Source organism: Palleronia marisminoris (assembly GCF_900172315.1).
GTDB classification, from domain to species: Bacteria; Pseudomonadota; Alphaproteobacteria; order Rhodobacterales; family Rhodobacteraceae; genus Palleronia; species Palleronia marisminoris.
Map to the genome: position 1 here is coordinate 88820 of NZ_FWFV01000005.1, position 22872 is coordinate 111691.

The window sequence follows — 22872 nt, forward strand, 5'->3', positions numbered from 1 at the left end:
TGACCCTGCTAGGCGCTGACGCGCAGCCGCAAGAGCCCCTTCTGAAGCAGGATGAACATGAGAAGCAAGGCGCCGATCACGATCTTCGTCCACCAGCTCGACAGGCTGCCGTCGAAGACGATGTAGGTCTGGATCAGGCCCATGGTCAGCACGCCTATCAGCGTCCCGAACATGTAGCCGCTGCCCCCCGTCAGAAGGGTGCCGCCGATCACCACCGCGGCAATGGCGTTCAGCTCGACCCCCACCGTGGCAAGCGGATAGCCGGCCGAGGTGTAGACCGAGAAGACGATCCCCGACAGGCCGGCCATGAACCCGGAGAACGCATAGATCGCCACCGTCGTCCGGCCGACCGGCACCCCCATCAGCCGCGCCGTCGCCTCACCGCCGCCGAGCGCATAGACATTGGTGCCGAAGCGCGTCCGGTGCAGCATGATCATCCCTGCGGCGACCGAAGCCAGCATGATCAGTCCGAGCAGCGTCAGCCTCCCCTTGCCCGGCATCAGGTAGTAGGCGTCCTGCATCGTGTCGTAGAACGCGGCGTCGATCGGCACGGAATCGATCGACAGCATGTAGCCGGCCCCGCGCGCCAGGAACATCCCGGCAAGCGTCACGATGAACGGGGGCATCGCCAGCACGTGGATCATCCCGCCCATGGCCGCGCCGAAGACGGTCGTGACGGCCAGCAACAGGGCGAAGACGACCAGCGGATGCAGCGCCGTCTCACGCAGGATCACGGCGATGAACACGCCCGAGAACGCGATGACCGACCCCACGGACAGGTCGATGCCGCCCGAGATGATCACCACCGTCATCCCCACCGCGACGATGCCCAGATAGGCGTTGTCGGTCAGCAGATTGCCGATGACCCGCGTGGACAGCATCGCGGGAAACTGGATGTAGCAGATCAGGTAGGCCAGCAGGAAGATCGCGATCGTCGCGTAAAGCGGGAGGGCCCGGATGGTCATTTGCCTGCCTCCACCGGGGTGCCGGAGGGTTTCTCGTCCCTCTCGCGCCGAAGCCGGATGAACCCCAGTCGCGGCAAGAGCCGTGGCGACTGCAGGACGAGGATGATGATCACCAGGACCGCCTTGATCACCAGGTTGAACTCGGGCGGGAAGCCGGCGAGCAGGATGCCGGTGTTGATCGTCTGGATGATCATTGCACCCAGAAGCGAGGCGAGGATCGAGAAGCGCCCGCCCAGCAGCGAGTTGCCCCCGATCACGACGGCCAGGATTGCGTCGAGCTCCAGCCAGAGGCCGGCGTTGTTGGCGTCCGCCCCCCGGATGTCGGCGGTCGCGATGATGCCCGCCAGCGCGGCGCAGAAGCCCGAGCCCATGTAGACGGCAAGCAGCAGGACGCGGCTGTTGATCCCGGTCAGGGTGCTGGCGCGCAGGTTGATGCCGATGGACTCGATCAACAGACCGAGCGCCGTGCGCCGCACCAGAAGCCCGAAGAGAATCCCTGTCAGGATCCAGGCCAGCGTCGGAACCGGCACCCCGAATACAGCGCCCGATCCAAGGAAGGCGAAGGCTTCGTTGTCGAAGGTCAGGATCGTCCCGCCGGTGATCAGCTGCGCCACCCCACGCCCCGCGACCATCAGGATCAGCGTGGCGACGATCGGCTGGATGCCGAAGAACGCGACGAGGATGCCGTTCCACAGACCGCAGACGAGGCCGGCCGCTCCGGCAAGGCCGAGGGCGGCCCAGAGGCCGAAGCCCTGGTCGATGGACCAGGCCGCCGTGGCCCCGCAGATCGCCATGACGGCACCCACGGACAGGTCGATGCCCCGCGTGGCGATCACCAGCGTCATGCCGATCGCCAGCAAGGCCACGGGCGCGCCGCGCTTGACCACGTCGATCGGGATGCCGACGAGGCGGTCGTTGGCGTAGACGATCTGGTAGAAGTCGGGAAAATAGACGCTGACCAGCAGGATCACGGCGCCAAGCGTCAGAAGCTGCGGCGCGACCCGGCGGAGGACTCTTGCTCCGGTCATGCCACGGCCTCGGCGTCGGGCGCGGCGATGGCGCGAACGATCGTTTCGGTTGTCACGTCAGCTCCTGTCAGTTCCGAGACATGATGTCGGTCGCGCACCACGATGACCCGGTGCGACACGGCGATCAGCTCGTCCAGTTCGGACGAGATCACGAGGATGGACATGCCCTGCGCCACCACGTCCTCGATCAGGCGCAGGATCTCGGCATGGGCGCCCACGTCGATGCCGCGGGTCGGTTCGTCCAGGATCAGGAAGCGCGGGTTCGTCGCGAGCCAGCGGGCCAGGATGACCTTCTGCTGGTTGCCCCCGGACAAGAGGCCCACGGGCTTCTCGGCATCGGGTGTGCGGATATCCAGACGCTCGATATACTCGTCGGCCATGCGCATCTGCTCGGCCTGCGGGATCGGGCGCGCCCATCCGCGCCGCGCCTGAAGGGCCAGGATGATGTTCTCGCGGACGCTCAGTTCGGCGATGATACCGTCGGTCTTGCGGTCCTCGGGGGCGAAGGCGAACCCGGCCGCGATCGCGTTGCGCGGGTTACGCAGGTCCACCGCCCCGTTCGCGTCCTCGACGGTGCCGCTGTCGGCCGGAGTCGCCCCGAACAACACTTCGGCGCTTTCGGTGCGGCCCGAGCCCAGAAGCCCGGCCATGCCGATCACCTCGCCCTTGTGGACGGTCAGGTCGAAGGGCGCGATCTTGCCACGCCGCCCGATGCCCTTGAACCGGATCGCGTCGCCCGTCCCCTCGACCTCTGACGAGAGGCCGCGGTCGGGCTTTTCCTCGTCCAGTTCGTGACCCAGCATCAGCGTGATCAGTTCCATCCGGTCGACCTCAGCCGCGGGGCGGGTCGCGATGTGACAGCCATTGCGCAGGACGGTCAGCGTGTCCGAAATCTCGAACACCTGGTCGAGGAAATGCGAGATGAAGATGATCCCGAGCCCGCGCTTGCGCAGGTCGCCGATCACGTCGAACAGCATCCGCACCTCGCGCGAGTCGAGGCTGGCGGTCGGCTCGTCCAGGATCAGCACCCGGCCGGAAAGATGCACGGCCCGGGCGATGGCGACGATCTGCTGCACCGCAACCGAGTAGGTATCAAGCGAGCGGCGCACGTCGACATCGACGCCATACCCCGCCAGCATCTCTTCGGCCTGCGCCTGCATGGCGCGCGGGCTGATCATGCCGAACCTGCGGGGCTGGTGGCCCAGGGTCAGGTTCTCGGCCACGGTCAGGTTCGGCAGCAGGTTGACCTCCTGGTAGACCGTCCCGATCCCGATCTCCTGCGCCTCGAGGGTGCTTTGCGGAGAGATGGGCTCGCCCTCGAACAGGATGTCGCCCGAGTCGCGGCGGTAGGCACCGGTCAGGCACTTGATGAGCGTGGATTTGCCCGCGCCGTTCTCTCCCAGCAGCGAGTGAACCTCGCCGGCTTTCAGGTCGAAATCGACGGAATCGAGCGCTTTCGTGCCCGGGAATGTCTTGGTCAGGTTTCGGGTCGATAGAAGCATCGCGTGTCTCGCGGATCTCGCGCCGAGGGCACGGGTTCAGACCGCGGCGCCCGGCGCTGCGGTCGGAAATGGCGCCCGAGGCAAAGCCCGGGCGCCGCTTGTCGAAAAGTCAGTAGCCGAGGTCCTTGCGGGCCTCGTACTCAGCCTGCGGATCGTCCTCTTGCGTGTAGAGCTTCGACTCGGTCTGGATGAACTTCTCGGGCATGGTGCCGTCTGCAAGGTATGCCTCGAGCGCGTCGAAGGCCGGTCCGGCCATGTTCGGCGTCAGTTCGACCGTGGCGTTCGCCTCGCCCGCGGCAAGCGCCTGGAAGATGTCCGGCACGGCGTCGATCGACACCACCAGGATATCCTCGCCCGGCTTCAGGCCGGCCTCCTTGATCGCCTGGATTGCGCCGACGGCCATGTCGTCGTTGTGGGCATACAGCGCGCAGATGTCGGCCCCGCCGTTTTCGGCCTGAAGGAAGCTCTCCATCACTTCCTTGCCGCGCGTACGGGTGAAGTCGCCGGTCTGGCTGCGCACGATCTCGATGTTGTCGGCGCTGGCGATGCCTTCCTCGAAGCCCTGCTTGCGGTCGATGGCGGGCGACGAGCCGGTGGTGCCCTGAAGCTCGACCACGCGGCACTCTTCGCCTGCCACGGCCTCGACCAGCCATTCGCCCGCGACGCGGCCTTCATGGACAAGGTCGGACCCGACTGCGGTCAGATACAGCTCGGGCGAGCTGTCGACCATGCGGTCCAGAAGGACCACGGGAATCTCGGCTTCGGCGGCTTCTTCGAGCACCGAATCCCAGCCCGTCGCAACGACCGGCGCCACGAGGATGCCGTCGACGCCCTGGGCGATGAAGGACCGGATGGCGGCGATCTGGTTTTCCTGGCGCTGCTGCGCGTCCGAGAAGCGCAGGTCGATGCCGCGGCGCTCCGCTTCCTGCTGCGTCACGGTCGTTTCAGCGGCGCGCCAGCCGGATTCCGATCCGATCTGCGAAAAGCCGATGGTCTGGGCGCTTGCCGCGGTGGCGCCAAAGCAAAAGACGGCCGCGGTGGCCATCAGAGTTTTCGTAAGCATAGGTTCTCCTCCCAAGTCCCGGGGCCCGTCACGGGCCTGTGAGCAATAAATACTATAATATGGCTTTCGCCAATATAATTTTGCTGCCCCACCAGATGACGTTTGGTGGCAAGGTCCCGCGCGTTCCCTTCGGACGGCGCTGCAAGTGTCATGCTTCGCCGCCGATCCCGGTGCGCGGAACATCCGTCCACCGGGGCGGTTGGCCATGGGAATCCGGCCTTATTCGACGGAATTCGTTGATCATGGGCGGGCACAGGGACAGATCTGCCCCTTGAACCGATAGGAGACACCATGATGCTGAAGCCAATCATCGCCGCCGCCATCGCCACGTTGGGACTGACCGGAGCCTCCGCCGCGCAGGAGGCCGAAACGCTGCGGGTGGGCATGTCCGGGGGCTACTTCCCCTTCACCTTTGTCCAGCAGGACGAGCTGCAGGGCTTCGAAGTCGACGTTATGAACGCCGTGGGCGAGCAAACCGGCCTCGATATCGAGTTCGAGACGATGTCCTTCTCTGGCCTCGTCGGCGCGCTGGACGCCGGCCGGATCGACACGATCGCCAACCAGATCACCATCACCCCCGAACGCGAGGCGGCGTTCGTCTTCACGCAGCCCTACGTGATCGACGGCGCCCAGGTCGTCACCAAGGAAGGCAATGAAGAGATCGAGGGCGTCGAGGATCTGCGGGGCAAGAGCGTCGCGGTAAACCTCGGCTCGAATTTCGAGCAGCTTCTGCGCGACCTGCCCTACGCGGACGAGATCGACATCCGCACCTACGAGTCCAACATCGAACAGGACACGGCACTGGGTCGTGTCGATGCGTTCGTGATGGACCGCGTGTCGTCGGCGCAGGTGATCCAGGAAAGCCCGCTGCCGCTGGAGCTTGCCGGACAGCCGTTTTCCGAGATCCGCAACGCGCTGCCCTTCGCCGATACCGAAGAGGGCCGCGCCCTGCGCGACCGCGTCGACGAGGCGCTGACCGCGCTGAAGGAAGACGGCACGCTGGCCGAAATCTCGCAGAAGTGGTTCGACGCCGACATCACCGCGCCAGCCACCGAGTGAACTGACAGATGCGGGCACTCGACCTCGACTACATGCTGGGTCTTGTGCCCGTGATCCTCGGCTACGTCCCGCTCACGCTGTTCATGGCGGTGGCGGGGATGATCTGCGCCCTCGTCCTCGCCTCGCTCATGGCGGTGGAGCGGGTGATAAAGGTGCCGGGGCTCGACTGGCTGGTGATCCTGTTCATCAGCTTCTTCCGGGGCACGCCGCTTCTGGTGCAGCTGTTCCTGTTCTACTACGGCCTGCCGCAGGTCTTCGCGTTCCTGACCCAGATCGACGGCGTGACGGCCGCGATCATGGGGCTGACCCTGCATTTCTCGGCCTACATGGCGGAAGCGATCCGCGCCGCGATCACCGGCGTGGACCGGTCCCAATGGGAGGCTGCGCAGTCGATCGGCATGACCCAGGCCCAGATGATGCGCCGGATCGTCCTGCCGCAGGCCGCCCGGATCGCGGCGCCGACGCTGGTCAACTACTTCATCGACATGATCAAGGGCACGTCGCTCGCCTTCACGCTGGGCGTGACCGAGATGATGGGGGCCGCGCAGAAAGAGGCCGCCGGCAGCTTCCTTTATTTCGAGGCGTTCCTCGTCGTGGCGCTGATCTACTGGATCATGGTCGAACTTCTGAACCAGGGCCAGAAGGTGCTCGAGACCTACCTGAACAAGGCATATGCACGATGATCCGGATCCGCGGTCTGACCAAGCGTTTCGGCGACACGACGGTGCTGGACGCGATCGACCTCGACATCGAGGCCGGCGAGCGGGTCGTCGTGATCGGGCCGTCGGGGACCGGCAAATCCACGCTGCTGCGGTGCCTGAACTTCCTCGACCGCCCCGAGGCGGGCTCGATCGCGATCGGCGATGTCGAGGTCGACGCGGCGCGTGCGTCGAAGAAGGATATCCTGGCGCTGCGGCGGGCGACCTCGTTCGTCTTCCAGAACTACGCGCTCTTCGCCAACAAGACCGCGAAAGAGAACATCATGGAGGCGCTGGTCATCGTCCAGGGCCAGCCCCGCCAGCAGGCCGAGCAGCGCGCCCTCGATGTGCTTGCCGAGACTGGCCTGGCCGAGAAGGCCGACAGCTATCCCGCGGCACTTTCCGGCGGCCAGCAGCAGCGCGTCGGCATTGGCCGCGCCATGGCGATCGGCGCGGACCTGATGATGTTCGACGAGCCAACCTCGGCGCTCGATCCCGAATGGGTGGGCGAGGTGCTGGACCTGATGCGGCGGGTGGCCGAGCGGCGCCAGACCATGCTGATCGTCACGCACGAGATGCAGTTCGCCCGCGAGATTGCCGACCGCATTCTCTTCATGGAAGGCGGCCGCATCGTCGAGGATGGCCCGCCCGCGCAAATTCTCGACGCGCCCCGGGATGCACGCCTGAAGCAGTTCCTGCGCCGAGTCGCTTGAGAACTGCCTTGCCCGGCGGCAGGGAAAGCAACGCAATTTCGTAGGAAACGACCGCCGTGAGCGAGGTGCCCAGTCGTGCCGGTGAGGCGGTGCAAAATTGGCACAAGGCCGACCATTCAGCGGCAGCGAGTCTTGTCCGACTAAATTGATCGTGTTTACGGAGCGTACCGGTCAGCCGACGCCAGCCACCCCCCACATCGATAGAAAAGAAAGTTAGGGTATGACTCCATCCCGCGCTCGGCTTGTGTCCGGCACCGCCCTCGTTCTGACGTCATTGACGCACTTCACCCCCGCCCTGGCCCAGGTGAGCGATCTGGCCGCAGATTCCGAACTGGTCGAGCCGGCCGTCGGGACCGGTGGGTACGAACTGGGCACGATCGTCCTGACGGCGGAAGAGCAGATCAAGCAGGCGCTCGGCGTCTCGACCATCACCGAAGAGGACATCGAGGAACGCCCGGTCGTGAACGACCTGAGCGAGATCATCCGCAAGATGCCGGGCGTGAACCTGACGGGCACCTCGCCCTCGGGGCAGCGCGGCAACCAGCGCCAGATCGACATTCGCGGCATGGGGCCGGAGAACGTGCTGATCCTGGTCGACGGGCGTCCGGTCCTGTCGCGCACCTCGGTCAAGATGGGCCGCTCGGGCGAGCGGGACAGCCGCGGCGACACGAACTGGGTGCCGCCCGAGATGGTTGCGCGGATCGAGGTCATCCGCGGCCCGGCGGCCGCGCGCTACGGCTCGGGTGCTGCGGGCGGCGTGGTCAACATCATCACGAAACAGCCGGAGTCGGACCTGCTGCAACTCGGCGCCAGCTTCGACGTGCCGGAAAGCGACCTCGAAGGAATGACGCAGCGCTACAACGTGCTGTGGAACAAGCGCGTCACCGAGGACGTCGCCCTGCGCTTCACCGGCAACTACAACCGCAGCGGCGCGGACGAGCCCGAATTGAACGCGGCGGTCGCCGACTGCGCGCCGGACCGGTCCGGCGAGGTGGTCTGCACCTACGACGCCGGCAACGAGGGCGTGATCAACCGCGACGCCACGGTCCTGCTGTCGTGGGAGGCCAACGCAGCGAACACGTTCGGCCTCGAACTGGGCTACTCGCAGCAAGAGAACATCTTCGCCGGCGATACGCAGCTCGGCAGCGGACTGTCCGAGGATGACGACTCGCTCATCGGCCAGCTGGCCGAGGACGGGGAAACCACGAACGAGATGAAGCGCGGCACCTTCGCCCTGACCCACGCGGGCACCTATGGCTGGGGCGACACGAACAGCTACCTGCAATACGAGCGCACCCTGAACCGCCGACTGGGCGAAGGCGCCGCGGGTGGCGGCGAGGGCGCGATCAACTCGACCGAGTGGGACGAGGCGATCCTCGAGGCGGTAACGGGCCGCAGCGAGGCCTATATCGACCACAGCCCGTTCGGCCGCCCCACGGCGCTGACGCTGGGCGCGGAAATCCGGTGGGAGCATCTCGACCTGACGGACTACAACGCGTTCGCGACACTTCAATCGGACGACGGCAGCATCGACACCACGACGGCCGAGGGCACCACGGAGCAGACAACGCTCGGTCTCTACGTCGAAGAGAACATCCAGGCGACCGACCGTCTGACGGTGACGCCGGCCGCGCGGGTCGATTTCGCCGACACGTTCGGGACAACCGTCTCGGGCGGGGTCAACGCGGCCTACGAGCTCACGTCGAACTGGACGGTGAAGGGCGGCATCGCCAAGGCGTTCAAGGCGCCGAACCTCTACCAGCTTTCCGACAAGTACGTGTATGTCACGGGCGGGTTCGGGTGCCCCTATCCCTACTTCGCCGACGGCCCGTGCTACGTTCTGGGCAACTCTGACCTGGACGCCGAAACCTCGATCAACACCGAGATCGGGGTCGCCTACACGAATGATCGCGGCGTGAACGCGACGCTCACCTACTTCCACAACGACTACCGCGACAGGATCCAGTCCGGGACCGAGCAGATCGGCACCGTTCCCGTCCAGTTCCGCGGGGTCCAGGATGCGCGCCTCTACGAGTGGATGAACGTTCCGGAATCCGAGGTCGAGGGCCTGGAGGGCAGCTTCGCCATGCCTGTGGGCTATCGGGCCCGCCTCTCGGTGAACGCGACATACATGATCAACTCCAGCCAGACGATCGAGATCGAGGGCGGCACGAACAGCGACGGAGAGGTCTTTCCGGACGCCGTCATCGAAGTGCCCCTGTCGCTCGTGCCGGACTACACGATCAACGCCGCGTTCGAGTTCGAGGCGACCGAGCAGCTCACGATCATCCCGTCCCTGACCCACTACGGAAAGATCGAGGCGGCCGCATACAGCGCGTCCCGGGCAACGCCGGTGGAAGAGGACGACCTGGAGGATCGCGACCCCTACACGCTGGTCAATCTCGGAATGAACTACGCCTTCGACAACGGCACCAACCTGAAGGCCGGCATCACCAACGTCCTCGACAACCGGATCCTGCGGTCGGGCGAGGGGGCAAACACCTATAACGAACCCGGACGCGCCTTCTACTTCGGCCTGACCAAGACGTTCTGATCGACGACCTGGTTCGTCCCGTCCGGCATGTCCGGGCGGGGCTATTCACCTGACACGAGGAGGCGAGTGGTGGCGAGATTCCGAAATGCGCTGGGCGCCGTACGGCGTCACCCGTTGCGGCGCCGAGGGTTTGGCGCCGCTGCTGTCCGATCTGCAAGCGGAGACCGCGCATGAGGATCAAGGCGTTGCTCCTTTGGATGATGCTTCCCTTCGCGGCGGCGGCGCAGCCCGCGCCCGAGCCCCTGGGGCCGACGATCCTCGACACCGGGTCCGGGCTGTTCGAGACACAGTCCTTTACCCTCGAGGGGCCGGCCGACGGGGCCGCGTACCGGATCGGCGTCCTTACCCCACACCGTGCGCCGCCCGCCGAGGGGTTCCCGGTGCTCTACCTGCTGGACGGGCAGGCGGCGCTCGAGGTGCTGACGCCGGAGCTTCTGGCGATGCTCGGCCCGGAGAGCCTGCCCGTGATCGTCTCGGTCGGCTATGACACCGAGCGCCGCTTTGCCTCGGAAGAGCGGACGCGGGACTATACCCCACCTGACGCCGCGGGCGCGCCGGTCGTGGACCCCCGGGGACGCTCGGGAGGGGGCGGCCCTGCGTTCCTCGACCTTCTGGTGTCGCGGATCATGCCCCAGGCCGAAGCTCTCGCCCCGATCGACGCGAACGACCGCACCCTCTGGGGCCACTCCTATGCCGGGCTCTTCGTGCTTCAGGCCGCCGGCACACCCGACGCCCCCTTCGCCCGTTTCGTCGCCGCCAGCCCCTCCCTTTGGTGGGACGACGCGCGCTACTTCGACCGGCTCGTCGCGCGGATGGAGGGCCGGGACTGGCCGCATCGTCCGCTGGATTTCCACCGGGGCGAATTGGAGCGTGTGCGCGCCAGCAAGCCGGACGATCCCGAGGTGCAGCAACTGCTGCGCATGCGCGCCGCCCTGCCGGAGGACGCATTCCTCACCCTCGTAGCGGCCGCCCGGGCCGCCGGGGTTCCGGGCCAGACCACGATCTTCCCCGGGCTCAGCCATGGCGAGACCTTCAGCGCCTCGATCGCCCATCTGCTGAAAGAGGGACATGGACCGGCGGGAGAATGATGGAAATCCGTAACAGGGAATGCGGGCGGCTTGCCCCGCCTGCGACCCTTCCGAAATCGGGGCTCCGCCCGGCCCCCGCGCGCCGCGTCATGCGGCGCAGCCCAGCCACAGCACCGCTGCAGCCGACGGGTCACACTCAATGCAAGAGGCTGAAGAATGAAACTATCGAATAGACATGCCGTCCTCGGGCGCACCGCGCTTTCGGCGGCGGTGATCCTCGCCGGCACCATGGCCATGGCCGACCCGTTCGAGACGCTCGGGCAGTTCGACGGCCGCATCGGGGCGTCGGGCCCGGACCGGGGTCCGATCGCAGCGGGCACCGAGGCCCAGATCTCCGGTAGCGGATTCGCCTCCGACCAGCCCGTGACTCTGCGCCAGAGCGGCGAGAACCTGACGGACGAGCCGCTGACCACGGATGCCGAGGGCAACCTCAGCACCACGGTGGCGATTCCGGAAAGGGCCGAGCCGGGCCTTTATCCCGTGGTGGTCGAGATGGGCGGGGATGCTCCCCATGCGACGATCTTCGACCTGAAGGTCGTGAAGGTCCTGGGCGAAATCGGGGCCGATCAGTACGACGTCAACTCGGCGACGACCGTGCGCAACCCGTACCAGGTGGCCGTGACGGACGAGGCGATCTACGTCACCGGCGCCGTCGGGCGCCCGCCGGTGTCCGAAAGCGCGCTGGCCAAGCTCGACCCCGCCACGCTCGAGGTGCTGGCCGAGGTCTCCCCTCCCGATGCACCGGCGCGCGAGGATGGCAGCGATGGTGGCGTGTTCGCCGTCTACGGCGTCGGGGTCGCCGAAGAGGTGGGCCAGGTCTGGGTGACGAACACCCGCCAGAACACCGTCGCGGTCTACGCGACCGAGGATCTGAGCCTCATCAAGCAGTTCGAGCCGGGCGTCGTCGGCCACCCGCGCGACGCGGTGGCCCATGACGGCAAGGTCTATGTCAGCGCGACCTTCGAGCCGCTCGTGCACGTGTTCGACACCGAGACGCTGGAAGAGCTGGAGCCGATCGAACTCGCGTCCTCTCGCCGTGGCCAGGTCTTCACCGCGGCGAGTCTGTCGCTGGCGGCAGAGGCCGGAAAGCTCTTCGTCTCGTCCCTGCGGACCGACGAGGTCGCGGTGATCGACCTTGCCACCGACACCCAAAGCGGCGGGTTCACAGTCGAGAACTCGGTCGACACCATCGGGCTTGCCGCCAACTCGGCCGGCACGCGCCTGTATACCGTCGCGCAAGGCAACGACGCGGTGACGATCATCGACGCCCGAACCGGCGAAACGGTGAACCAGGTGAATGTCGGGGCGAACCCGCTGAACGCCGCGGTCGAGCCGACCTCGGGCAACGTGTTCATCGCCCTGCGCGAGGTCGATGCGGTCGCCGTGATCTCGCCCGAGGGCGAGGTGCTGGCGAACCTGCAGATCGGCAGCACGCCGAACCACCTGGCTGTGGACGGCTCTGGCGGCGTGTACGTGGTCAACAAGTCCGGCGGCGAAGACGATCCGACCGCCAACCAGGTGAGCCACATAACCCCCGTCAACTGACGCAACGGGCGACTGCGGGCCTTCTGCGGTCGCCACCACCAGCGATGGACGACCCCGCATGACACCTCTATCCCAGTCCTGGCCCGACGCGTTCTCCGCCCGCTACCGCGACCGCGGCTACTGGCGGGGCGAGACCTTCCCCGCGATGCTGCGGGACCGCGCCGCCGCCTATCCCGACCGCATCGCGATCACCGATGGCGGCCTGCGCTGGAGCTACGCCGAGCTAAACGACCGCGCCCGCCGCTTCGGCGCGGGTCTGCTGGCGCTGGGCTTGCGGCCGGGCGACCGCGTGCTCGTGCAGATGGGCAACATCCCTGCCTTCTTCCCGGCCGTGTTCGGCATCTTCGCGGCCGGGATGATCCCGGTCTACGCCCTTCCCGCGCATCGCCGGACCGAGGTCGCGCATCTTGCTGAGACCTCCGAGGCGGCCGCCATCGTCACCCAGGGTCGGATCGGCGGTTTCGATCACGCGGGGCTTGGGCTGTCTCTGGCCGTGGCGCATGTGATCGTCGCGGGCGACACCCCCGAAGGCGCCATCCCCATGGAGACCGTGGCCGGCGATCCGGCGACGCTGCCCGCGGATCCCGACCCGCAGTCGGTCGCGTTCCTGCAGATCTCGGGCGGCAGCACGGGCTTGCCGAAGCTGATCCCCCGCACCCATGACGACTACATCTACTCTCTGCGCGAAAGCGCCGCGATCTGCGGCCTCGACCGGGAGTCGGTCTTCATGGCGACCCTGCCGGTGGCGCATAACTTCACCATGAGCTCGCCCGGCACGTTCGGCGCGCTCTATGCCGGCGCGCGCGTGGTGCTGTGTCCGTCGCCCCGTCCGGACGTCGCCTTCCCCCTGATCCGGCGCGAAGGCGTGACGATCACCGGCCTTGTGCCGCCGCTGGCGCTTCTGTGGCTCGACGCTGCCGAACGGGAGGCGCCCGGCCTGTCATCCCTGCGGATCGTGCAGGTCGGCGGGGCGAAGTTCCTGCCCGAAAGCGCCCGTCGGGTGGAACCGCTGCTGGGCTGCCGCTTGCAGCAGGTCTTCGGCATGGCCGAGGGGTTGGTCAACTACACCCGCCTCGACGACCCGGACGTGGTCGTCACCGGGACCCAGGGCCGCCCGATCAGCCAGGATGATGAGATCCTGATCCTCGACGACGCGGGCAACCTTGTGCCGGACGGGATGCCCGGCAACCTGCTGACGCGCGGCCCCTACACGATCCGGGCGTACCACGCCGCCCCCTCCGCGAATGCCCGCAGCTTCACCGAGGACGGGTTCTACCGGACGGGCGACATCGTGATCCGCCGTCCCTCGGGCCACCTGGTCGTGCAGGGCCGGGCCAATGACCAGATCAACCGCTCGGGTGAGAAGATCTCGGCCGAAGATGTCGAGGATCTGCTGCTCGGCCATCCGGATGTCTTCGACGCGGTCGTCGTGTCGATCCCCGACTCGCGGCTGGGCGAGCGTGCCTGCGCCTTCATCCGGCCCAAGGGCGCCCCGCCGCGCCCGGCCGACATCCGCCGTTACATGCGCGGCCGCGAGGTCGCGGCCTTCAAGATCCCCGACGAGATCCGGTTCGTCCACGAATTCGCCACGACCGCCGTGGGCAAGATCAGCCGCCGACAGCTGCGCGACATGCTTCGTGACGAGGTGTTGGCGGAAGAGAAACGAAAGCGCGAGGCCATGCCCCGATGACTGGACAGCTGACACTCGAGATCATGCGCCGCGACATCGCCGAAGCGCTGCGGATGCCGCCCGAAGAGATTGCTGATGACAACCACCTGGGCGACCTGGGCCTCGACTCGGTCGCGCTCATGCAGCTTCTGATGCGGTGGGAGGAACTCCAGCCGTCGATCGAACCTGCGCACCTCTACGAGGCCGAGACGCTGGCCGAATGGTGGGCGATCGTGCAGGCCGGCCGCGCATGACCGCGCGCTGGCCGCTGACCGAGGCGCAGGCGGGGATCTGGTACGCGCAACAGCGTGATCCCGGCAGCCCCGTCCTCGTCACCGGGCAGGCCCTGCAAATCGAGGGGCCTCTGGATCCTGCGGCGATGGCTCGCGCCGTCATGGCCATTGGCCGCGAAGCGGAAAGCCTGTCCATGCGGGTGGCTGACGGTCCGGCTGAGCCCGAGCATTGGATCGACCCCGACGGGTCCCCGGCGCTCGTCATCCGGGACCGCACCAGTGCCGATTCTGCGACGGTGGTGGATGAAATCCAAGCCGAGGCGCAAATGCCCATGGACCTCGCTTGCGGGCCGGTGGCCGCGTTCACGCTCTGGCGGCTGGGCCCCACGCACCACATCCTGACCGAGCGCATCCACCACATCGCGGCCGACGGGCAGGCCATGGTGCAGGTCACGCGCCGGCTCGCCGCGCTCTACGATGCCGAGGTGACTGAGGGCGAGCCGGGCGAGGCGCTGGCCCCCTACGCGCGGATTCTGGAAGAGGAGGCCCGCTTCGCCGCCTCGCCCGCCCGCGCCCGCCAGCGGGACTATTGGCTCGGCACGCTCGCCGATCTGCCGCCCGTCGAGAGCATGAGCGCCGGTCCCGCCGGCGGCGACGGGCGCTGGTTCCACCGTGCCGAAGCGCCTCTGCCCGACGACCTTCGCGCAGGGCTCTTGCGGCTGGCCGAGCAGGCGGACGCGGACTGGACCGACGTGCTGACTGCGCTGACGGGAGCCTATGTGGCGCGTCATCTGCCGTCGGCTCCGCTGGCCGAAGCGCCTGAGGTCGTGCTCGGCATCCCGTTGCAGAACCGCATGGGCCGGGTCGCGCGGGTGCCGTCGACGCGGGTCAACGTCCTGCCGCTCCATCTTTCCGTCGACGAGGCCGCACCGCTTGCGGATTGGGTCGGCGGGGTTGCGCAGAAGCTCTCGGCCATGCGGCGCAACGCCGGCTATCGCGGCGAGGCGCTGCAGCGGGAATTGGGGCGGATCGGGGCGGGGCGGCGCTTGTGGGGGCCGTTGGTCAACATCCTGCCCTTCGATGCCTGCCCCGGCTTCCACGGCTGCCGCACGCGGCTTAAGATCCTCGGCGCGGGGTCGGTGGATGACATCACGTTCTGCTACCGGGGCGACCCCGGCGCGGGCCTCGTGATGCAGGTGGACACCAACACGGGGCTCTATTCGGCCGAGGCGACGGCGACCCATGCGCACCGACTTGGGCATTTCCTGAAATCGGCCATGGGCGCAGAGCGGTTGGCCGAAGTGTCGACCCTGACGCAAGCCGAGTTCCAGGCCCATGTCCACGGCCGGAACGCGACCGCGCACCCGGTGCCGGAGACGACCCTTACCGCCCTGATCGAGGCGGGGATGCGCGCGAACCCCGAGGCAGCCGCGCTGATCTTCGGCGACGTGACGCTGAGCCACGCGCGCCTCGACGCCGAGACCCTCGCGCTGGCGCGGCGATTGGCAGCGCTCGGGATCGGGCCGGGCGACACGGTGGCCGTGGCGCTGCCGCGCTCGGTCGATCTGATCGTCGCACTCGTGGGCATCCTGCGCGCGGGGGCGGCATATGTCCCCCTCGACCCGGAAGACCGCAGCGCCCGCCGCGACGGCATCCTGAGCCGCAGCAATCCCGTGGCCGTGCTCGCCGAACCGGGCTTTGCCGCCGGAGGCCTGCCGGTGATCCGCGCCCGCGCGGAGGGTGTCGAGGCCGATCGGGCGGCGGTATCCCCGGACGATCCCGCCTATGTCCTGTTCACCTCGGGTTCGACCGGGACGCCGAAAGGGGTCGTCGTCGAGCATCGGGCCATCGTGAATCGCCTTCTGTGGATGCGCGAGGCCTACGGCATCGGGGCGGGCGACCGCATCCTGCAGAAGACTCCCGCGATCTTCGACGTCTCGGTGTGGGAGTTCTTCCTGCCGATCCTGTCCGGTGCAACCTTGGTCGTTGCACCGCCCGGCGCGCATCGCGACCCGGGCGCGCTGGCCGGCCTGATCCGCAGGCACGCGATCACGGCGATGCACTTCGTGCCGTCGATGCTGGACGTGTTCCTTTCCGCGCCAGTCTCGGACGGGCTGTCGGTCCGGCACGTCTTCGCGAGCGGAGAGGCCCTGCCGACCCGCCTGGCACAGCAGTTTCACGCGCGGATCGAGGGGCGCCTGCACAACCTGTACGGTCCGACCGAGGCGGCGGTCGATGTGACTGCGCACGAGGCGGTCGCGGGCACGGGCGGTGCCAGCGTTCCGATCGGCCGGCCGGTCTGGAACACGCGGTGCTACCTGCTCGACACGGCCGGCCGGCCGGTGCCCGACGGGGTGCCGGGGCGCCTGTACCTTGCCGGGCGTCAGCTGGCCCGCGGGTACCTGGGACAGCCCGAGCTGACGGCCGAGCGGTTCGTCCCGGACCCGTTTCACCCGGGGGAACGGATGTACGACACCGGCGACCTGGCCATATCGGACGGGGCGGGCGGTCTGACCTTCGTCGGGCGCGGAGACGACCAGATCAAGGTGCGCGGCGCCCGCGTCGAACCGGCCGAGATCGAACGCGCGCTGGAGGAAACCGGGCTGGTCGGACGCTCTGCCGTCATCGTGCGCAAGGACCAGCAGGGCGGGGCGCAGCTGGTCGCCTACGTCGTGCCGCGCGGCGATGCCGATCCTGTCGCGATCCGCGCGGCGCTGGCGGAGAGGGTACCGCAGGCGATGGTCCCCGCCCATGTCGTCACGCTGGCGCAGCTGCCGCTTTCGCCGACGGGCAAGCTGGACCGCAAGGCGCTGCCGGCGCCCGCTGCCGCGAATGACGCCTCGGGGCGCAAACCGGCGTCAGAGATGGAACGCCTGCTTGCCCGGCTCTACGCCGAGATCCTGGCGCTCGATTCGCCGGCGCCGGTCGAGACGGATTTCTTCCTTGCGGGCGGGGATTCCCTGCGGGCCGTCCGGCTGACGCTCCGCCTCGAGGAAGAGCTGGGGGTCGATCCGGGCCTCGGGACGATTCTGGAAACGCCGGTGCTCGCCGATCTAGCCAAGGCTCTGTGCGCGCGCAGCACCCCCGACCACGGCCTGGATCCGGTGATCCGCCTGTCGCCCGACCGCGACGTGGCCGCGCCGCTACTCGCCGTGCACCCCGCCGGCGGCCTGGCATGGTGTTACCGCACGCTCGCCCGAGCCTTGCCCGACCGGCCGGTGATTGGGCTGCAATCGCCGCTGCTCGACCCTCAGGCGCCCGATCCCGACAGCCTTTCTGCGCTCGCCCGCGCCTATGTCGACCGGGTGGAGGACATCGCGCCGCAGGGCTTCTCCCTTCTCGGATGGTCTCTCGGGGGGATCATCGCCCATGCGATGACGGCCGAGGCCGAACGGCGCGGGCTGAGGGTCGAACGGCTGGTCCTGCTCGACGCCTACCCGTCGGACTGCTGGCGCGACGAGCCCGAGCCCGACGCGGGGCAGGCCCTGCGCGCGCTGCTCGCCATTGCGGGATATGACCCCGAGGCCCATGTGGAACTCGACACACCCGACGCGATCATGGGCTTCCTGCGGCGCGAGGGGCAGGCGCTGGGCCACCTGCCGGAGGCGGTCCAGCACGGCATCGTCCGATCGGTCCGCGCGACCAACGACCTGGTCCGGCACCACCGCGAAGACCATGTCCGCGCCCCCACCGTGCATGTCGCGGCCCTGTGCGACCAGGTGGGGTCATCGCGTCATGCCGGGTTGTGGGTGCCGTACACGCAGTTGCTTGCCCGGATCGCGGTGGACTGCCGCCATGCGGACCTCGTCTCGCCGAGGATCACGCCCGAGATCGTCCGCGCGATCAGCGCTCCGTGGTCAAGTCTCGTTCCCCGCGACGCAGGGGTCGCCGCCTTGGGCGCGGGCCCTTGCCGCTCTTGACTGGCGGGAGGACGGGATATGTCCCGAGGAGGACGTAGGATGCCGCGGCGGTTTGCCGCGGGGCCGTCAACCCGACGAGGAGCCCCTCATGAATGCCCGATCAACCTTTGCCGCAGCCGCGATGCTGGTCGCACTCCTGGGCCTCGTGGCGTCGATCCACGCGTACCTGACGCCCCGCACGGGCGTCGAGGATACCGCTGGGCCGATCCTGACGGCGCTGGGCCATGCGGGGATGGCAGTGGCAGCCTTGCTGGTTTTGGCGCTTTCACGGGGCCTGGGGCTGTGGGTCACGCTTTTCGTCATCGTCGCCATACTGACGGCCATCGCGGCCTTCCTGCTGCAGCAGCCGATGATCCTGCTCCCCGCGCTCCTGGCTCTCGTGGTCCTGCCGCTTGGTCTTCTTGTCGGAGGTGCCCGATGACCCGCCTGCTCACCGCCGCCCTGTTCCTGACGACCTCCGCTTTGCCGGCCGCTGCCCAGGACACCTGGGACACGTTCCACGGCCAGCTCTCGGCGCAGAAATACGCTCCCGCCGACGAGATCACCGTCGACAATGTCCGCCAGCTCGAGCGGCAATGGACGGTCCACACGGGCGACATGTCGGACGGCTCGGGTGAGCTACCGCCCACGGTGTGGTCGGCCACGCCGATCTACGCCAACGACACGCTGTATCTCGGGACGCCGTTCTACCGGATCTTCGCGCTCGACCCGGCGACGGGGGAACAGAAGTGGGTCTATGACAGCCAATCGCGCCTCGAGGCGCTGACCCAGCCGGCTCTGAAAAGCCGCGGGGTCGCCTATTGGGAGGACCCGAACGCGACCGGACCCTGCGCGAAACGGGTGTATATCGGCACCATGACGGCCACCATGCACGCCGTCGATGCCGACACGGGCGAGCCCTGCATGGATTTCGGCGTGGACGGTATCCTCGACGTGAACCAGTGGAACGTCGAGAATGCGCGCTGGCCGCTCTCGCTGTTGCAGCCGCCCACCGTGGTGGGCGACGTGCTGGTGACCGGCTGGGCGGGCAAGGACTGGGCCACGGCCGAAGCGCCGCCGGGCACCGTTTTCGGCATCGACGCCCGCACCGGGGAACTGCGCTGGCAGGTCAACTTCCTGCCCGAAGACGTTCGCAACGAGTCCGGTACCGCCAACGTCTGGACAGCGATGAGCGCCGATCCCGAGCTCGGCCTCGTCTACCTTCCCGTCTCGTCGCCCAGCCCGAACTACTGGGGCGGCAATCGGACGGAAGAGCTGCCGCTTGCGACTTCGGTCACCGCGGTAGACGTCGAGACCGGCGAGATCGCGTGGTCGCAGCAGCTCGTCCATCATGACATCTGGGACTACGACACCAACGCCGCGCCGACGCTGATGGACCTCGAGATGGACGGCGAGACGGTCCCGGCCCTCGTGCAGACGACGAAGCAGGGGTTCCTCTACGTGATGAACCGCGAGACGGGCGAGCCGATCTTCGAATGGGAGGAACGCCCCGTTCCCGCCTCGGATATCGAGGGCGAGCAGGCCTCGCCGACGCAGCCCTTCCCGGTGGCGCCGCCGCCAACCAACGACCCCGAGAACTGGCCCGGCGTCTGGTGGCTGGCTGACCTCGTGTCGCTCGGCGGATGCTCGCGCCAGGTGGAGGGCATGCGGTACGAGGGGCTCTATACCCCGCCTTCGGTCGAGGGGACGCTCGCCTATCCAGCCACCGCGGGCGGTATGCAGTGGGGCGGCGCGTCCGTCGATCCCGAAAGCGGTCTGCTTTACGTCAATGCCAGCCGTGTCGTGCAGGAGTACCGCCTGATCCCGCGCGAGGAATACGACAGCATGAGCGACGGCGGGTCGTTCGCCGAGTCCGGCTACTATGCGCAAGAGGGCGCGCCATACGCCATGTACCTGTCCAACGTCCAGAACTGGGCCGGAATGCCGTGCTGGAAGCCGCCCTTCGGCACCATGATCGCCTATGACATCGCCGCCGGCGAAAAGGTCTGGGAAGTGCCGTTCGGCGGCATCCAGCGCTACGGCTTCTACATGCCGAAAAGCTGGGGCACCCCGACCATCGGCGGCCCCGTGGTCACCGGCGGCGGCGTGATCTTCATCGGCGCGTCCATCGACTCGCGCGTGCGGGCGCTGGACGCCGAGACGGGCGAAGAGCTGTGGTGGGACAACGTGATGGCGCCCGCGGTCGCCAACCCGGCTGTCTACGAGCATGAAGGCCGGCAATGGGTGGTGTTCGCCGCCGGCGGCAACTCGATCCTGAAGCCCGAGGTGGGGGACGAGATCGCGGCCTACGCCCTGCCGGAATGAACGAAGGGGGGGAGCAACGCGCTCCCCCCTTCGTTCAGGTGTCGAGGTTCTCGACCGACAGAGCGTTCGAGCGGATGAAGTCGCGGCGGGGTTCGACCACGTCGCCCATGAGCTTGGTGAAGATGTCGTCGGCCTCGGCCACATCCTCGACCTTAACCTGCAGAAGCGTCCGCGCGTCGGGGTCGAGCGTGGTTTCCCACAGCTGGTCCGGGTTCATCTCGCCCAGGCCCTTGTAGCGCTGGAGGGTCAGGCCGCGCTCGCCCTCGTCAGTAATGGCGTCCAGCAGGTCGAGCGGACCGTGGATCACCTGCTCGCGCTCTTTCCGCACCAGGTAGGCGGGGTCGGTATAGATGTTGCGCAGGACCTCGGTCTCGGCACCCAGGCGGCGTGCCTCGCCCGAGCGCAGCACGGCACCGTCGAGCGTGCGCAGCTCTTCGACGCCGCGCAGGACGCGGGACAGGCGGATACCGTGGTCCTGGGTGATGCGGCCGCTCCAGCCGGTCTCGTATTCCAGCGCGATCTGATCGAGGCGCGATGCCACGCGGTCGGCCACGGCCTGCAGATCGGCATCCACCTCGCCGACGGCAAAGGCGCCGGCGATGGCGGCCTGCTCCAGCACCTTCTGGCTGTAGTGGGTCGGGAACTGCTTGAGGATACGCCGCACCTTGCGGGCCTCTTCGACCACCCGCAGCAGGTCGGCGCCGGCGATTTCGTCTCCGTTCGTCAGGCGCAGCACGGCACCCTCGGAGCCCTGCTGGATCAGGTAATCCTCGAGGCCCGGCTCGTCCTTGAGGTACACTTCGGACTTGCCGCGCATCACCTTGTAGAGCGGCGGCTGCGCGATGTAGAGATACCCGCCCTCGATGATCTCGGGCATCTGGCGGAAGAAGAACGTCAAGAGCAGCGTCCGGATATGCGCGCCGTCCACGTCCGCGTCCGTCATGATGATGATCTTGTGGTAGCGCAGCTTCGAGATGTCGAACTCGTCGCGCCCGATCCCCGTCCCGAAGGCGGTGATCAGGGTCCCGATCTCCTGGCTCGACAGCATCCGGTCGAAGCGCGCGCGCTCGACGTTCAGGATCTTGCCGCGCAAAGGCAGCACGGCCTGGTTGTAGCGCGAGCGGCCCTGCTTGGCCGAACCGCCGGCCGAGTCGCCCTCGACCAGGAAAACTTCGCGCTGCGCCGGGTCCTTCACCTGGCAATCGGCCAGCTTGCCCGGCAGGTTCGCCACGTCGAGCGACGACTTCTTGCGCGTCATCTCGCGCGCCTTGCGGGCGGCTTCGCGGGCCTGGGCGGCCTCGACGATCTTGGTGACGATCTGGCGCGCCTCTTGCGGGTTTTCCTCGAACCACTCGGCGAGCTTCTCGTTCATCAGGCTTTCGACGGCCGGGCGCACTTCGGAGCTGACCAGCTTGTCCTTGGTCTGGCTCGAGAATTTCGGGTCGGGCACCTTGACCGACAGCACGGCGGTCAGGCCTTCGCGGGCATCGTCGCCGGTGAAGTTGACCTTTTCCTTCCGGGCCACCCCTGACTGGCCGGCATAGATGTTGAGCGTCCGCGTCAGCGCGCCCCGGAAGCCCGCCATGTGCGTGCCGCCATCCCGCTGGGGGATGTTGTTGGTGAAGGGCAGCACCATCTCGTTGTAGCCGTCGTTCCACCACATCGCGACCTCGACGGTGATGCCGTCGCGCTCGCCCGTGAAGAAGATCGGCTCGGGGATCATGGCCGTCCGCGAGCGGTCGAGGTACTTGACGAACTCGCGCACGCCGCCCTCGTAGAACAGCTCGACGTCGATCGCTTCGGCCGGCCGCTCGTCGCGGATGATGATGCGGACGCCCGAGTTCAGGAAGGCAAGCTCGCGCAGGCGCGTCTCGATTGTCTTGAAGACGTAGTCGCGGTTGCTGAACGTGTCGGTCGAAGCAAGGAACCGCACCTCGGTGCCCTGTTCGCCGTTGGCGTCGCCCACGACTTCGAGGTGCTTCACCGTCTCGCCGCGTTCGAAGCGGGCGTGATGCACCTTGCCGTTGCGCCAGATCCGCAGTTCCAGCCAGTCGGACAGGGCGTTCACGACGGAAACGCCCACGCCGTGCAGACCGCCCGAAACCTTGTAGCTGTTCTGGTCGAACTTCCCGCCGGCGTGCAGCTGGGTCATGATGACCTCGGCCGCGCTGACGCCTTCTTCCTGGTGGATGTCGGTCGGGATACCGCGGCCGTTGTCGCGCACGCTGACGCTGTCATCGGCGTGCAGCGTCACCACGACGCGGTCCGCATGCCCGGCGAGGGCCTCGTCGATGCCGTTGTCCACGACCTCGTAAACCATGTGGTGCAGGCCCGACCCGTCATCGGTATCGCCGATATACATGCCCGGACGTTTGCGCACCGCTTCCAGGCCCTTGAGAACCTTGATGGAATCCGCGCCGTATTCTTCGGTTTGAAGCGTGCTCTCAGCCATGTCCGCCTGCGTCCTGTTATGCCCGCCGGTTCTACTTGGACTTGGGGGGAATGTCACGTCGATGCCCTAAAGATGGTGT

The 22872-nt window shown here is 67.6% G+C and carries 16 protein-coding genes; 11 read left to right on the forward strand and 5 right to left on the reverse strand.

The window, feature by feature from the left end; all coding sequences use genetic code 11:
* Positions 1-8 precede the first annotated feature (8 nt).
* The 4 genes from yjfF to ytfQ all read right to left on the reverse strand — a co-directional run bounded on the left by yjfF (position 9) and on the right by ytfQ (position 4558).
* Positions 9-965: a galactofuranose ABC transporter, permease protein YjfF gene (gene yjfF / locus PAM7066_RS09885; protein WP_085854010.1), complete on the reverse strand. Its 957-nt coding sequence runs from the start codon at positions 963-965 to the stop codon at positions 9-11.
* Positions 962-1993: an ABC transporter permease gene (locus PAM7066_RS09890; RefSeq protein ID WP_085854011.1), complete on the reverse strand. Its 1032-nt coding sequence runs from the start codon at positions 1991-1993 to the stop codon at positions 962-964. The genes yjfF and PAM7066_RS09890 overlap by 4 nt, the downstream gene beginning before the upstream one ends.
* Complete coding sequence (locus PAM7066_RS09895; protein WP_085854012.1) at positions 1990-3495, reverse strand: sugar ABC transporter ATP-binding protein; 1506 nt, start codon at positions 3493-3495, stop codon at positions 1990-1992. The genes PAM7066_RS09890 and PAM7066_RS09895 overlap by 4 nt, the downstream gene beginning before the upstream one ends.
* 109 nt (positions 3496-3604) lie before the next feature.
* Positions 3605-4558: a galactofuranose ABC transporter, galactofuranose-binding protein YtfQ gene (ytfQ, locus tag PAM7066_RS09900; RefSeq protein WP_085854013.1), complete on the reverse strand. Its 954-nt coding sequence runs from the start codon at positions 4556-4558 to the stop codon at positions 3605-3607.
* A gap of 294 nt (positions 4559-4852) precedes the next feature.
* On the opposite strand from ytfQ, the gene PAM7066_RS09905 reads away from it, so the two are divergent.
* From PAM7066_RS09905 to PAM7066_RS09955, 11 genes are all read left to right on the forward strand, one after another.
* The gene (locus tag PAM7066_RS09905) at positions 4853-5617 is read left to right on the forward strand and encodes an amino acid ABC transporter substrate-binding protein (protein WP_085854205.1); all 765 of its coding nucleotides are present in this window, start codon (positions 4853-4855) and stop codon (positions 5615-5617) included.
* A gap of 8 nt (positions 5618-5625) precedes the next feature.
* On the forward strand, positions 5626-6300 hold the full coding sequence (locus PAM7066_RS09910) for an amino acid ABC transporter permease (protein WP_085854014.1): 675 nt from the start codon (positions 5626-5628) through the stop codon (positions 6298-6300).
* Positions 6297-7028, forward strand: a complete 732-nt coding sequence (locus PAM7066_RS09915; protein ID WP_085854015.1) for an amino acid ABC transporter ATP-binding protein — start codon at positions 6297-6299, stop codon at positions 7026-7028. The genes PAM7066_RS09910 and PAM7066_RS09915 overlap by 4 nt, the downstream gene beginning before the upstream one ends.
* A gap of 304 nt (positions 7029-7332) precedes the next feature.
* On the forward strand, positions 7333-9582 hold the full coding sequence (locus PAM7066_RS09920; protein WP_175484616.1) for a FepA family TonB-dependent siderophore receptor: 2250 nt from the start codon (positions 7333-7335) through the stop codon (positions 9580-9582).
* 170 nt (positions 9583-9752) lie between these two features.
* Entirely contained in the window at positions 9753-10670 is a 918-nt protein-coding gene (locus PAM7066_RS09925) for an alpha/beta hydrolase (protein WP_085854017.1), read from the forward strand.
* A 156-nt stretch (positions 10671-10826) separates the two neighbouring features.
* Positions 10827-12215, forward strand: a complete 1389-nt coding sequence (locus PAM7066_RS09930; RefSeq protein WP_085854018.1) for a YncE family protein — start codon at positions 10827-10829, stop codon at positions 12213-12215.
* A gap of 58 nt (positions 12216-12273) precedes the next feature.
* On the forward strand, positions 12274-13905 hold the full coding sequence (locus PAM7066_RS09935) for a (2,3-dihydroxybenzoyl)adenylate synthase (RefSeq protein ID WP_085854019.1): 1632 nt from the start codon (positions 12274-12276) through the stop codon (positions 13903-13905).
* Entirely contained in the window at positions 13902-14138 is a 237-nt protein-coding gene (locus tag PAM7066_RS09940; RefSeq protein WP_085854020.1) for a phosphopantetheine-binding protein, read from the forward strand. Before PAM7066_RS09935 ends, PAM7066_RS09940 begins: the two co-directional genes overlap by 4 nt.
* Positions 14135-18037 carry a non-ribosomal peptide synthetase gene (locus PAM7066_RS09945; protein ID WP_085854206.1) on the forward strand — a complete coding sequence of 1301 codons (3903 nt, stop codon included), beginning with the start codon at positions 14135-14137 and terminating at the stop codon, positions 18035-18037. Before PAM7066_RS09940 ends, PAM7066_RS09945 begins: the two co-directional genes overlap by 4 nt.
* 88 nt (positions 18038-18125) lie before the next feature.
* Complete coding sequence (locus tag PAM7066_RS09950; RefSeq protein WP_085854021.1) at positions 18126-18458, forward strand: hypothetical protein; 333 nt, start codon at positions 18126-18128, stop codon at positions 18456-18458.
* A complete protein-coding gene (locus PAM7066_RS09955; RefSeq protein ID WP_085854022.1) occupies positions 18455-20341 on the forward strand; it encodes a pyrroloquinoline quinone-dependent dehydrogenase in 1887 nt (628 codons plus the stop codon). Before PAM7066_RS09950 ends, PAM7066_RS09955 begins: the two co-directional genes overlap by 4 nt.
* Positions 20342-20375: 34 nt before the next feature.
* On the opposite strand, the gene gyrB is transcribed toward PAM7066_RS09955, so the two are convergent.
* On the reverse strand, positions 20376-22793 hold the full coding sequence (gene gyrB, locus PAM7066_RS09960) for a DNA topoisomerase (ATP-hydrolyzing) subunit B (protein WP_085854023.1): 2418 nt from the start codon (positions 22791-22793) through the stop codon (positions 20376-20378).
* Between the last annotated feature and the right edge of the window lie 79 nt (positions 22794-22872).